The sequence below is a fragment of the Nonomuraea sp. B5E05 genome (assembly GCF_039880665.1).
Taxonomy (GTDB): Bacteria; Actinomycetota; Actinomycetes; order Streptosporangiales; family Streptosporangiaceae; genus Nonomuraea.
This window is the reverse complement of the sequence record NZ_JBDPMJ010000016.1, coordinates 120,942-133,948: the sequence shown is the minus strand read 5'-3', so window position 1 is coordinate 133,948 and position 13,007 is coordinate 120,942. Positions and strand designations below refer to the sequence as shown.

Here is a 13,007-nt window from a genome sequence, read left to right as displayed (position 1 = left end):
TCTCCGCAGGTCTACGCCTCGCCGGAGGTCAGGCCGGCCGGCTCAGGAGAGGCCGGTGCCGAGCGGCGCCGGCGGAACCAGTGCCGATGGTTGCGAACGAAGGTCACCACGAAGAGGGCCTGAATGGCGCCCTCGATGAGGAGGAGAAGAGCGGAGTCCAGCGCCGGCAGTACCGAACCGCCGTTGAAGGCGTCGACGATGGCGCCGAGCGCGCGGACCAGCGCGACGATCGCGATCGGGGCGGCGAACAGCGCGAACGCGGTGAGCGACACCGTGGCGCCGATGACCAGGAAGACGGAATAGACGCGGGTGGCCCGCCGCTCGTGAGGCGCGAGTTCACCGGTGGGATCCTCGACCGGGCAAGGGCGCCGGCGCAGGCGCGCGACCGCCCTCGCGCGTAGGTAGCGGGCGAAGGCGAGTCCGTCGTCGAAGAGGTTGCGGGTACGCAGCAGGTCGCGAAGGACGTAGTACAGATCCGTGCGCATGTAGACCTGGAGCTGGAACGGGATGGTCATGAGCACGGCCACGACCAGCGCCTGGAACAGAGCTTGCACCAGTGACGGCAGGGCCACGTGGGCGACCAGCAGGGTCAGAGACGCCATGAGGAGGAAGTCCCAGGCCATCCCCGCCAGGTAGACGCGGTACCGGGATCGTCTGGGCACCCCCCACACCCCGGTGACGTCGGTCTGGACGACGAGGTTGTGCAGCCGGGTACCGAAACCGATGCGCCCCGGCACGCCGAGTGACCGGGCCGCCATGAGGTGCATCATCTCGTGCGTGCTGAGCGTCACCGACACCATCGCGGTGTTGACCAGCACCGTGAGCCCGACGTACTCGCCCCAGAAGAAGTCCGCGTAGTGCGGCAGCAGGTCGGGCCTGCCCACCAGCGTGACCAGCGCCGCGCCCACGACCAGCAACCACGCGAGCTTCATCGGACGGCTGAACATCCAGCTCACGTGACGGTCGGTCAGCCACGGGAAATGGACAGGCGGAGCGTCCGTACGGGGATCGGGCAGCCGGTGCTCGTCCACGGACGCCACGAAGCCCAGCTCCGTCAGCGCCTCCACGAGTTCGGCGACGTCGATCTCCACGTCCTGCTCGTCCGCCAGACGCTGCTCCACGGCGCTGACCGGCAGGCTCTCGCGCAGGAGCCGGATGGCCTCACCGTAGACGGCGGGCAGTTCGATGAACTCGCCGATCTCCGCCCTGCCCACCACCACGGCATCCGGATCGTCGTCGTCCGGGCGGATGATCAGCCGGTGGAAGCTGACAAGGCTCTCGGCGGTGATCGGCGCCGCGGTCACGACGGTCCGGCTCCGCACGCCGGGCAGTCGTCGTAGTGCGGGATGTCGATGTGGTACGAGTGGTCCCACATGCCGTAGTTCCAGTGGAAGACACGGCCGCGGGCCTGTGTGGGCAGGCCACCGAGGTGGTACATCACCTCGAGGGCGCACAGATGCCCGCTGATGTTGGCACTGGCCGCGATCACGGCGTTGGGCCGTTCCTCCGTGAGCGAGCGACCGTGAGCCTTGAACTCGCGCTGGTCCTCCTGGCGCCGCAGGCACATCCAGCACCCGGTCTGGTGCGGGATCAGGGATCCGACGACGGCCATCGGCCCGGTGTAGAAGCTGACGAACCACGGCGTACCTGTACGCAGCGCGGCGTCGTTGGTCCAGAACATGATGTCCGGGTGGGGCTCGTCCGCACACAGGACGAACACGTCACACTCGTTCATCAGCTTCTCAATGTCGTTCGATCCGCCGGCCTTGACGGTGCTGCCGGTGACCTTGACCAGGCTGTTCATCTGGCGCAGGCGCTCGACGGCGACATCGAGCTTGGGACGGCCGATGTCCGCCTCGGTGTAGAGAAGCTGGCGCGTGAGGTTGGCTTCCTCGATGGTGTCGAAGTCGGCCAGGTGGAGAGCCCCGATGCCGCTGGAGACCAGCCCCGCCGCCACGGCCGAACCCGTGCCGCCGATGCCGAGCAGACAGACCGTGGCGCCCTTGATCCCTGACTGGACCTCGTACGGCGAGCTCCGCGGAACCGGGTCGATCCAGGCGAAGTAGTTCCTGGCCGGCTCGTAGCGCCCGGCCTCGCGTTCGGTGAGATTCGCCGGCAGCGGCGCGCCGGCGTCCTCGACGAACCCGTTGGCGATCAGTCCGTCGATGACCTCGCGTACGTCCTGCTCATCGACGTCGGGATGGGTTTCGGCGAAGGCGGCGCAGATCTCGTCGACCGTGCGCGTGCCGTCCATCAGGACGATCAGACGGGCTATCGAGCCCTCCTCGTCATCCTGGATCTCGGAGGATATGCCCTGCTGCATGAGGCCGATCATGATGCGATCACCAGGCAGGGTCATGGGCTGATGAACGCGTTTGACGCGGGGGACGCGCACGAGAACCTTCCAGGTCACAAGACGTAGGAAGCCGGTCAGGAGAGCCCTGACCGGCCGACTGATCTCTCAGAGATCAGCCACCCTCACGCAGCCCGGTCGTCTCGACCTTCTCAAGTCGCTTGATCTCGAGCTTGATCTTCTTGGTGGCCTTCTTGTCGTCGGTTACCTGATCAGGCTTCTCCATGCTGCCTCCCATGTGGGTCGGAAGCTGCCGATGATCAGTGATGTTACCTATATGACGATCTGAGCGATAGATCATGTTTGGTGCGAATCCAACACGTTCCGTAACTTACGGACCTGCCACCGACCGCTTCCCGTACACCCCGTTTCGAGGGGACGCCCAGCGTCAGGCCGATCCCCGCTCCGCGTGAGGACCGGCCGCTACGTATGCCTACGCGTCGCCGACGGTGAGACCGGCCGGGCAGGAGACCCCGGTGCCGCCGATGCCGCAGCACGCATACGGCACCTCAAATAGGTACTGCTGGTGGTAGCGCTCCGCTTCCCGCAACAATAAGGGCTCCTCTGAAGGTTGGGCGACGCGTATATTTCCGGGCCACAATGAGAACCATCCACGAACACAGCGATCGCGGCGAGCTGACCTGAAGAAGAATCAAGCGCCACCGTTGCGACGGATACAAGGCCCGAAAGTCGGGCCTGTACATGGCAAACGCATTCCTGTCGCGCTCAAAGCATCCACGATGTTTCCGGCAGCCACTTCGCTGAGCTTCCCATCCCGGATCGCACAGGCAAGAAGTTACACGGTGCCGTGGACCTCCAGGCCATGAGCCCTCCCCACCGCCACGGCTTGCCGATCGTCTGTGATGGCGATCCCCCCGGAGAGTTCGGCCGCGGAGAACACACTGGCCTCCCCCAAATCGCGCTCCGAAGACCCGATGCGCTGTACCCACTTGGCAAAACACCTGATCTCTTCCAGAGAATCGAGCCTCGCCAGCCCAAGCCAGTCTGCGTCAAGCACGGCCTGCAGGAGCGGGTGCGCCTTCACTCCCGTTCGTATCTCTTCCCGAACGACGTGCGTCGTCAAGCACGCGGCGCTCACGAGAAGATCACGCAACACGTCCAAACGTTCCGCGCGAGCGAAATGATTCAAACACATGGCGTCGAACACCAAGACGTGGTCTGGCTCAGCGCTGCTCACAGGTCGAGATCCGCATCATCACACACCGGCAGGTCGGTCGCCACGATCTGACCCCGCATGAGTTCGACCGCCCGAGATTCCGTTATGAGCGACCTCTTGTAGGATTCCATGACTGCATGCGCGAAGCTCGGAGGCACTCGAACCATTTCCAAGTCGGGTTGAGGCGCCCATCCCACCGCTTCCATCAATTCCCCGCGCGTCGGATTTCTCCGGCGCAACTCATTGGCGGCACTCCTATCGATGACTTCGGCTGCGACGGCTTGCCGTACAGTCAATGACCAGGAGGTCCTGAAGCGCGCGGCCACGACCACCAAGTCCTCGCGCTTCGCCCTCTCGCCTGAGCGAACGACGCTGCTGAACGCCGCGACCGGGAGAAGAAGCTCCGCAGCGAACGCGTCTATGACGGATTCTCTTTCATCACGAGAAACATGGATTCCTATGTCTGTGGAGTACTCGTCTCCGACGATTAGGTGCCCCAACTCATGAGCCGCGGTCGCGCGCCGGCGACCAGGATCACCATGCCTGCTGACAACTGCCACAGCGAGATCGTCATCGATCAACGAGGCTCCATCACCCGGAGCCTCGACCACCGCGACCATCTGCCCAAGCCGTTCGCAGACGCTCATGAGTGAATCGATTGGCTCAACGCCGTGACCTAGACGGTCTCGTGCCCATACGGCGGCACGGCGGGCGCTCGATGCGTCCCGTACATCCTCTGGGCAACGTTCTATCTCAGGAGGATTGAACGCTCTCATCTCGACGAGCTGTCGGATGTCGGTCAACCACGTCGAGAGAGCGACTTCCAAGCGGTGAGATTGGCGCGTCGCGTCCGTCACGGTGTCGTCGACCAACTCTGCGCGACGGGACACGACCGAAGGCGGGGGCTTAAGAAGATAGCCCAGGGGTACCTGGAGAACTGCCGACAGCTTCGCGAGTTCGAGCGCGTCGACACGGCGAACGCCTCGCTCGATCTTTGCGATCATGGTCCGGTCGAGCTTCAGCGCCGACGCCAGCTCCTCCTGGGACATGTCGGCAGCCATACGGCACTCACGCACGCGCTCACCAACGTCCAGCCACTCTCCCGGATCCTTCATGGTGCGATAATCGCACAGGCGCTGGGAACGTGCGAGGGCGAAGCCGAATCCTGGGCATCATGACCCCGATTGCCTCCCTTCCCTTTGCCATGCCTGGGTCCGTCCGGCTTGATCGATCAGGTCGGCGTGCACCCTTTACCTGGCCTGCCCGCGCCGCCCACCGAGTCGCCCTTCGCTACGCCGAACTGCGCATGACTCACATGCTCTCGTCGCTGATCGCCGGAGCGCAGCCATACCTCTTCTGGCCACAGACAACGGAGCCCCGGCACCGCGCCGGCGATCGCCCTCGGTACGTCGTTCGGGAAATCCCAGCCATCCGCCGTCAACGGAGTCGGGACGTTCCCGAACAGCGAGGGACTGGAGATACCGTATGGAGCCCCGGAGACAACGGTGACAGTGAGCGAGTGGCACTGTTCCGGAAGCCGCGAGGGTGTTCAGTTCTGTCGTCACAAACGGATCGTGAACGCTTTCGCTCATGTCCGCAGCCAAACAGCTGATCTCCATCCCTTGGAATCAACCATCTAGGCGAGCTGCCCTTGAACCTGTGGTGAAGGTGGTCGCCAAGACGACTCTGGCCCATGATCGACACCGGACCTACCGGGCGACCATGGGCCAGGGACTAGCTATCCCCGCGGGTCTACGCCTCCCCTGAGGTCAGGCCGACGGGGCAGGTGACGCCCGTGCCGCCGATGCCGCAATATCCGTTGGGCACTTTGTACAGATATTGCTGGTGATAGTCCTCGGCGAAGTAGAAGGGCCCCGCGGGGGCGAGCTCGGTCGTGATGGCGTCGTAGCCGGACTGCTTGAGCACCTTCTGGTAGGCGTCGCGCGACGCCTCGGCGGCCTTCTGCTGCTCCGGGGAGTGGTAGTAGATGGCCGAACGGTATTGGGTGCCGACGTCGTTGCCCTGGCGCATGCCCTGCGTCGGGTCGTGGGCCTCCCAGAAGACCTTCAAAAGCTCTTCGTACGACACCTTCGCCGGGTCGAAGACGACCCTGACGACCTCGGCGTGCCCGGTGAGGCCGCTGCAGACCTCGTCGTACGTCGGGTTGGGGGTGTGGCCGCCCTGGTAGCCGGCGGCCGTCGTGACGACGCCCGGGGTCTGCCAGAAGATGCGCTCGGCGCCCCAGAAGCAGCCGAGGCCGAAGTCGGCGACCTCCAGCCCCGGTGCGTACGGCGGGGCGAGGGGGGCGTCGAGGACGGCGTGGCGGTCCGGCACGGGCATGGGCTCCGCGCGTCCCGGCAGGGCGTCCTCCGGTCGGACCATCGATGTCTTGTTGCCGCCGAACAGCCAGCCCATCACGCACCTCCAGAGGTCTTCCCTCAGCCTACATACCCGCCAACACTTAAGAGATCCTGCATAATTCCCTATAGAGGAACACGTTTGTGTTTAAAGGTGGTAATGCCCGAAACTGGGGTACATGCCTGACCTTCGGCGCGGCGTACTGTTCGGGGTCGCCGCCTACACCATGTGGGGTCTGTTCCCGCTCTACTGGCCCCTTCTGAAGCCCTCGGGCGCCGTGGAGATCCTGGCGCACCGGATGGTGTGGTCGCTGGTGGCCGTCGCCGCCGTGCTGGCCGTGCGCAGGCACTGGTCGTGGTTCAGGGAGCTGGCCCGCCGGCCGGGGAAGCTCGGCCTGCTGAGCCTCGCCGCCATCGTGATCACCGTCAACTGGGGCACCTACATCTACGCGGTGAACACCGGGCACGTGGTCGAGAGCGCCCTGGGGTACTTCATCAGCCCTCTCGTCAACGTGTTGTTCGGGGTGGTGCTGCTGCGGGAGCGGCTACGGCCGTTGCAGTGGGCTGCGGTCGGGTTCGGGGCGCTGGCCGTGCTCGTGCTGACGGTCGACTACGGGCGCCCGCCGTGGATCGCCCTGACGCTGGGGATGAGCTTCGGCGCGTACGGGCTGGTCAAGAAGCGGGCCAACGTGGCCGCGACCGAGAGCCTGGCCGTGGAGACGCTGGTCCTGCTCCTGCCTGCCCTCGGCTATCTGCTCTTCCTGCAGGGCACCGGCGCGGCGACGTTCGGGACCGAGGGCGTCTGGCACGCGGTGCTGCTGGCGAGCGCGGGGCTGGTCACGGCCGTGCCGCTGATCTGCTTCGGGGCGGCGGCCATCAGTGTGCCGTTGAGCACCATCGGGCTGCTGCAGTACATCGCGCCGATCCTGCAGTTCGCGTGCGGCGTGCTGATCGTGCAGGAGGTCATGCCGCCCAGCAGGTGGATCGGCTTCGCGATCGTCTGGGTGGCGCTGGCGGTCTTCACGTACGACAGCCTCAGGGCGGCGCGTGCGGCCGCCCGGCTCAGGAGATCGGCCGCCCTGGCGGGCGAACCGGCAGGCGGTCCGGCGGGCGGCGCGGCGGGCGATCAGCCGCTGCGCTCCACCACGTAGTCACATAGCGCCAAAAATGCATTCTTGGCGGGGATGTCGGGAAGGCCGAAAATGTCGGCACGGGCCTGGTCCACCCAGGACTCCAGCTCGGCCCGCGCCCGCGCCATCCCCGGATGCGCCCGCAGCAGCGTCAGCGCCTCCTCGACCTCTTCCTCGGCGACCGGCCCCGACAACAACGAGGTCAGCCGGGACGTCTCCCCCGAGGCCAGCGCGTACAGGACCGGAAGGGTCCTGACGCCCTCGCGCAGGTCGGTGCCCGGCGTCTTGCCCGACTCCGCCCCGGTGGAGGCCACGTCGAGCAGGTCGTCGCCGAGTTGCCAGGCCACCCCGATGGCCTCGCACGCGCGGCTGAGCCGCTCCTCCACGTCCGCGGCAGCCCCGGACAGCAGCGCGCCGAAGCGGCCCGAGGCGGCGATCAGCGAGCCCGTCTTGTCGGCCAGCACGCTGAGGTAGTGGCCGACCGGATCCTCGTCGTCGCGCGGGCCGATGGTCTCGCGGATCTGCCCCTGGACGAGGCGGGAGAACGTCTGGGCCTGGATGCGGATCAGCTCGGGACCCAGGTCGGCCAGGATGTCGGAGGCCTGGGCGAACAGGTAGTCGCCGGTGAGGATCGCCACGGTGTTGTCCCACCGGGCGTTGGCGGAGGGCGTGCCCCGGCGCACCGGGGCCTCGTCCATGACGTCGTCGTGGTAGAGCGAGCCCAGGTGGGTCAGCTCGATCACGACCGCGCCGGGCACCACACCCGGCGCGGACGGGTCGCCGAACTGCGCGGCCAGCAACACCATCAGCGTCCTGAACCGCTTGCCACCGGCCTCGATGAGATGCTTGGACGCCTCCGTGACGAAGGCGTCCTCGCTCTCCACGGACGAGCGCAGCAGCTTCTCGACCGCGGCCAGTCCGTTGGCCACGTCCTGCGCCAACCGCTCGTCCTCAATGGGAAGGTCAACCACGGGAGGCGCGGACATACGGGATCCCCTTATCTAATGAACAGGCTGCGAGCAGCGTCGTCAGCAACACCGAGCACGGACTCCGGGTAGAGCCCCACCCCTACGGTAACCAGCAGGGAGACGGCGATGACCGCCACGGTTCCCATACTGGGCACTGCGATCGCCGGTCCGTCGGCCGAGGGCTCGCTGAAGAACATCAGCACGATCACGCGGACGTAGAAGAACGCCGCGATCGCCGAGGCGACGACGCCCACGACCACCAGCGCCGCCATCCAGCCGCCCATCGAGTCGCCGGGCTGCGTGCCGCTGTCCAGCGCGGCCGCGAACACGGCGTATTTGCCGAAGAAGCCGCTGGTCAGCGGGATGCCGGCGAAGGCCAGCAGGAAGAAGGCGAACACCCCGGCCAGCATCGGCGCACGCTTGCCGAGCCCGGCCCAGCGCGACAGGTGCCCCGCCTCGCCGCCCGGGTCGCGGACGAGCGTGACCACCGCGAACGCTCCGACCGTGGTGATGCCGTAGACCGCCAGGTAGAACAGGATCGCCTTGAGCGAGGTCGCGTTCTGCGCGGCGGTGCCGAACGTGGCCATCACGCCGACGAGCAGGAAGCCCGCGTGCGCGATGGACGAGTAGGCCAGCATGCGCTTGATGTCGGTCTGCGTGATCGCCAGGATCGAACCGACGATCATGGTGAGCGCGGCGACACCCCAGATGACCGGCCGCCAGTTCCAGTCGAGGTTGCCCAGACCCACCCAGAACACCCGCAGCACGGCGCCCACGGCCGCGACGAGCGTGCCGGAGGCCATCAGAGCGGTGATCGGCGTGGGAGCGCCCTGGTAGACGTCGGGCTTCCAGGCCTGGAACGGAGCCGCGCCGATCTTGAACATCAGGCCGACGCCGAGCATCGCGAGCCCGATCATCAGCAGCGGGTCGAGCGCGCCGCCGCCGGCCAGGGCCTGGTTGATGCCCGGCAGCGAGACGGTGCCCGCGAAGCCGTAGATCATGGCGGCGCCGTACAGGAAGAACGCCGAGGAGAACGCGCCCAGCAGGAAGTACTTCATGGACGCCTCCTGCGACAGCAGGCGGCGCCGGCGGGCCAGGCCGCACAGCAGGTAGAGCGGCAGCGACATGACCTCGAGGGCCACGAACATCATCAGCAGGTCGTGCGAGGCCGGGAACAGCAGCATGCCGCCCACGGCGAACAGGACCAGCGGATAGACCTCGGTGTGGCCGCCGCCCGCGGACTCGGCCTCCTCCTCGTCGGCGCTGCCCGGCACGGCCGCGGCCGAGGCGACGAAGTGGCCCTCGTCGTTGATGAGCAGCACGCAGACGAACGACAGGACGAGGATGACGCCCCAGATGAACAGCGAGGGCCCGTCCACCGCGAGCGCGCCCACGGCGGAGGCCGTGGTGGGCACCTGGCCGCGCAGGACCTGCACGAGGACCAGCGCGAACGCGCCGGCCAGGCTGAGCAGGGTGAGCGGCACGTGGATCGCCTTGCGCAGGTAGCGCGGCACGAAGGCCTCGACGAGCACGCCGATGATGGCCGCGCCGAAGACCACCAGCAGCGGCGCGAGCGTGCCGTATTCGATCGTCGGCGCTGGGATGGAGTTCACTGACCTGTCCCCTTCTCAGCGATGGTGGAGGTGGGTACGCCCACGTTGGTCAGCGTCTGTTGCACTGACGGGTTGATCACGTCGAGCAGCGGCTTGGGGAAGAACCCGAACCCGATGATCAGGGCGACCAGCGGAGCCAGTACCCAGACCTCGCGGGCGTTCAGGTCCTTGAACGGCTTGACCGGCTCGGCGGTCGGGCCGTTCAGGGTCCGCTGCACCATCCACAGGATGTAGACGGCCGCCAGGATCACGGCCACCGCGGAGACGATCGCGGCCGCCGTCAGCGCCCCCGAGCCGTGGGCCTGGCTCGAGTATGTGCCGATCATGACCATGAACTCGCTCACGAACGACGACAGGCCCGGCAGCGAGAGCCCGGCCAGACCGGCGACGAGGAAGAAGCCCGCGAGCACCGGCGCGACCTTCTGCACGCCTCCGTAGTCGCCGATGAACGGCGAGCCGCGCCTGGCGATCAGGAACCCGGCGGCCAGGAACAGCGCGCCGGTGGCGAAGCCGTGGTTGACCATGTAGAGGGCCGCGCCGGACTGGGCGACCGACGACATGGCGAACACGCCCATGACGATGAACCCGAAGTGCGAGATCGACGTGTACGCGATGAGCCGCTTCATGTCGGTCTGCCCGATGGCCACGATGGCGCCGTAGATGATGCTGATGACCGCCAGCACGATGATCGGCACCGTGAACGTCTTGGCCGCGTCGGGGAACAACTCCAGGCAGAAGCGGAGCATGCCGAACGTGCCGACCTTGTCCAGGACGCCGACCAGCAGCACGGCGGCTCCGGCCGGAGCCTGCGCGGCCGCGTCGGGCAGCCACGTGTGCACCGGCCACAGCGGCGCCTTGATCGCGAAGGCGATGAAGAACCCGCCGAAGAGCCACTTCTGCATCGTCGGGTCCTGGATGGCCCCGACGAGTTCGGGGAACATGAACGTCTGCTTGCCCGCGACCACGTAGAGCCCGATGACCGCGACCAGCATGAGCAGGCCGCCGAACAACGAGTACAGCAGGAACTTCACGGCCGCGTAGGACCGCTGGGCGCCGCCGTACGAGCCGATCATGAAGTACATCGGGATCAGCATGGCTTCGAAGAAGACGTAGAACAGGAAGATGTCGGTCGCCGCGAAGACGCCGATCATCATCGTCTCCAGCACCAGCAGCAGCGAGAAGTACGTCTTCACCGAGCGCTTGGGCGTGATGAGCGTGCCGTCGGCGGTCTTGACGCCGTCGGCGTCGTGCCACGAGGCCAGCACCACGATCGGCACCAGCACCGCGGAGAGCGCGATCAGCACGAGCGCGACACCGTCGACGCCGACCCCGAACTTCACGCCGAAGCTCGGGATCCAGTCGTACTCGGCGACGAACTGGAAGCGCTCGCCCGACGGCTTGAACCCGGCGGCCACGACGCCCGTCAGGACCAGCACCGCCAGCGAGACCAGCAGCGTGACCTGCTTGGCCAGCTTGTCTCTGCCCTTGGGAAGCAGGGCCACCACGATGGCGCCCAGCACGGGCACCGCCATGAGTATCGGAAGCCAGGGTGACATCAGATGGTCCCAACGAGGAGCAGGGCGCCGGTCAGCAGGGCGGCACCGATCAGGATGGACAGCGCGTACGTTCTGGCGAAGCCCGTCTGGATCCGCCGCAGGCGCCCGGAGCTGCCGCCGATGCCCGCCGCCAGACCGTTGACCAGCCCGTCGATGCCGCGGTTGTCGAAGAACACCGCGAGGCGGGTCAGCCACTGGCCGGGACGCATGAAGAGCGACTCGTTGAGCGCGTCGCCGTACAGGTCGCGCCGGGCGAACGTGGTGAGGAAGGAGCCGCGCGGCTGCACGGACGGAACCTCGGCCCGGCCGTACCTCATCCACGCGAAGGCCGCGCCGACCGCGACGAGCGCCAGGGTCGCCAGGCCGGGGGTGCTGGTGAAGTGGAAGGCGGGCAGTTCCTCGGGCCGGCCGACCGCCGGGGCCAGGAACAACATCAGCCGGTTGCTCAGGACGAGGTAGGCGCCCAGGCCGAGCGCGCCGAGCGACAGGACCATCAGCGGGATGGTCATGACGGACGGCGACTCGTGCGGGTGGGCGTCGTCGGCCCAGCGCTTCTCGCCGAAGAAGGTCATGAAGACCATCCGCGACATGTAGAAGCCGGTGATGCCCGCGCCGAGCACGGCCAGCCAGCCGAGGATCGGCTGGTGGTGCACCGCGGTCTCGATGATGCCGTCCTTGGTGAAGTAGCCGGACAGCAGCGGGAACCCGATGATCGCCAGGTAGCCGATGAAGAACGTGGCGAAGGTGATGGGCATGAACTTGCGCAGCCCGCCGTACTTCCGCATGTCGACTTCGTCGTTCATGCCGTGCATGACCGAGCCGGCGCCGAGGAACAGGTCGGCCTTGAAGAAGCCGTGCGTGATCAGGTGGCCGATCGCGAACGCGTAGCCCGCGGGGCCGAGGCCCGCGCCGAGCATCATGTAGCCGATCTGCGACATCGTCGAGCCGGCCAGGCCCTTCTTGATGTCGTCCTTCGCGCAACCGATGATCGCACCGGCCAGCAGCGTGGCCGCACCGACGACGGCCACGGCGAGCGCGGCCCCCGAGCCCTCGGGGAAGAAGAACGCCCCCGAGCGCACCACGAGGTAGACGCCGGCGGTGACCATGGTCGCGGCGTGGATCAGGGCCGACACGGGGGTCGGGCCCTCCATGGCGTCGAGCAACCAGGACTGCAGCGGCAACTGCGCCGACTTGCCGCACGCGCCGAGGAGCAGCAGCAGGCCGATGGCCAGCATGGTGCCGTTCTCGGTGCCGGGCGTGATCTGCTCGCCGAGGCCCTGGAACGTGAGCGTCCCGAACGTGGTCCAGATGACGAACATGCCGACCAGCAGGCCGAAGTCACCGACGCGGTTGACGACGAACGCCTTCTTCGCCGCGGTGGCCGCCGACGGCTTGAACTGCCAGAACCCGATCAGCAGGTACGAGGCCAGGCCCACGCCCTCCCAGCCGATGAACAGGCCGACGTAGTTGTCGGCCAGCACCAGCAGGAGCATCGCGGAGACGAACAGGTTGAGGTAGGCGAAGAACCTGCGCCGGTGCTCGTCGTGCGACATGTAGCCGATGGAGTAGATGTGGATCAGCGAGCCCACACCGGTGATCAGCAGGGCGAAGCTGATCGACAGCGGGTCGATCAGCAGCCCCATGTCGACCATGCCGGGGATGAACTCGTAGAGGTGCACGGCCCGCCGGCGCTCCTCCTCCCCGAACCCGATCAGCTCGAAGAACCCCAGCACCGCCACGGCGAACGAGGCGACGGACATGGCCACGCCCAGCAGATGGCCCCAGCGGTTCGTGAACCGGCCGAACACCAGCAGGATGAACGCCCCCACGAGCGGGAAGGCGATCATCAGCCA

10 protein-coding genes are annotated in these 13,007 nt (G+C 67.0%); 1 reads left to right on the top strand and 9 read right to left on the bottom strand.

Annotated elements, in window-relative coordinates:
* Positions 1-11: 11 nt before the first annotated feature.
* The 5 genes from ABGB01_RS27825 to msrA form a co-directional block, all read right to left on the bottom strand.
* Positions 12-1,322: a hypothetical protein gene (locus ABGB01_RS27825; RefSeq protein ID WP_347776468.1), complete on the bottom strand. Its 1,311-nt coding sequence runs from the start codon at positions 1,320-1,322 to the stop codon at positions 12-14.
* Entirely contained in the window at positions 1,301-2,323 is a 1,023-nt protein-coding gene (locus tag ABGB01_RS27820; protein ID WP_347776467.1) for a PqqD family peptide modification chaperone, read from the bottom strand. Before ABGB01_RS27820 ends, ABGB01_RS27825 begins: the two co-directional genes overlap by 22 nt.
* An 826-nt stretch (positions 2,324-3,149) precedes the next feature.
* A complete protein-coding gene (locus ABGB01_RS27815; protein ID WP_347776466.1) occupies positions 3,150-3,551 on the bottom strand; it encodes a hypothetical protein in 402 nt (133 codons plus the stop codon).
* Complete coding sequence (locus ABGB01_RS27810) at positions 3,548-4,645, bottom strand: XRE family transcriptional regulator (protein ID WP_347776465.1); 1,098 nt, start codon at positions 4,643-4,645, stop codon at positions 3,548-3,550. The genes ABGB01_RS27815 and ABGB01_RS27810 overlap by 4 nt, the downstream gene beginning before the upstream one ends.
* 637 nt (positions 4,646-5,282) lie before the next feature.
* A complete protein-coding gene (msrA, locus tag ABGB01_RS27805; protein WP_347776464.1) occupies positions 5,283-5,945 on the bottom strand; it encodes a peptide-methionine (S)-S-oxide reductase MsrA in 663 nt (220 codons plus the stop codon).
* Positions 5,946-6,066: 121 nt separating this feature from the next.
* Between msrA and rarD the strand changes: the two genes are divergently transcribed.
* Positions 6,067-7,038, top strand: a complete 972-nt coding sequence (gene rarD / locus ABGB01_RS27800) for an EamA family transporter RarD (protein ID WP_347776463.1) — start codon at positions 6,067-6,069, stop codon at positions 7,036-7,038.
* Here the strand turns inward: rarD and ABGB01_RS27795 are convergent.
* Genes ABGB01_RS27795 through nuoL form a run of 4 tightly spaced genes read right to left on the bottom strand, consistent with a single transcriptional unit; the run spans position 7,014 to position 13,001 of the window.
* Positions 7,014-8,003, bottom strand: a complete 990-nt coding sequence (locus ABGB01_RS27795) for a polyprenyl synthetase family protein (RefSeq protein ID WP_347776462.1) — start codon at positions 8,001-8,003, stop codon at positions 7,014-7,016. The two genes, rarD and ABGB01_RS27795, sit on opposite strands and share 25 nt — an antisense overlap.
* 11 nt (positions 8,004-8,014) lie before the next feature.
* Positions 8,015-9,598: an NADH-quinone oxidoreductase subunit NuoN gene (gene nuoN, locus ABGB01_RS27790; protein ID WP_347776461.1), complete on the bottom strand. Its 1,584-nt coding sequence runs from the start codon at positions 9,596-9,598 to the stop codon at positions 8,015-8,017.
* Positions 9,595-11,154, bottom strand: a complete 1,560-nt coding sequence (locus ABGB01_RS27785) for an NADH-quinone oxidoreductase subunit M (RefSeq protein WP_347617209.1) — start codon at positions 11,152-11,154, stop codon at positions 9,595-9,597. Before ABGB01_RS27785 ends, nuoN begins: the two co-directional genes overlap by 4 nt.
* Complete coding sequence (gene nuoL / locus ABGB01_RS27780; protein ID WP_347776551.1) at positions 11,154-13,001, bottom strand: NADH-quinone oxidoreductase subunit L; 1,848 nt, start codon at positions 12,999-13,001, stop codon at positions 11,154-11,156. The genes ABGB01_RS27785 and nuoL overlap by 1 nt, the downstream gene beginning before the upstream one ends.
* Positions 13,002-13,007: the final 6 nt, after the last annotated feature.

Excerpts from the sequence above, each read along its gene's own strand:
- msrA (WP_347776464.1), bottom strand. The coding sequence starts at position 5,945 with ATGGGCTGGCTGTTCGGCGGCAACAAGACATCGATGGTCCGACCGGAG.
- nuoL (WP_347776551.1), bottom strand. The coding sequence starts at position 13,001 with ATGATCGCCTTCCCGCTCGTGGGGGCGTTCATCCTGCTGGTGTTCGGC.
- rarD (WP_347776463.1), top strand. The coding sequence starts at position 6,067 with ATGCCTGACCTTCGGCGCGGCGTACTGTTCGGGGTCGCCGCCTACACC.
- ABGB01_RS27785 (WP_347617209.1), bottom strand. The coding sequence starts at position 11,154 with ATGTCACCCTGGCTTCCGATACTCATGGCGGTGCCCGTGCTGGGCGCC.
- ABGB01_RS27795 (WP_347776462.1), bottom strand. The coding sequence starts at position 8,003 with ATGTCCGCGCCTCCCGTGGTTGACCTTCCCATTGAGGACGAGCGGTTG.
- ABGB01_RS27820 (WP_347776467.1), bottom strand. The coding sequence starts at position 2,323 with ATGCAGCAGGGCATATCCTCCGAGATCCAGGATGACGAGGAGGGCTCG.
- ABGB01_RS27810 (WP_347776465.1), bottom strand. The coding sequence starts at position 4,645 with ATGAAGGATCCGGGAGAGTGGCTGGACGTTGGTGAGCGCGTGCGTGAG.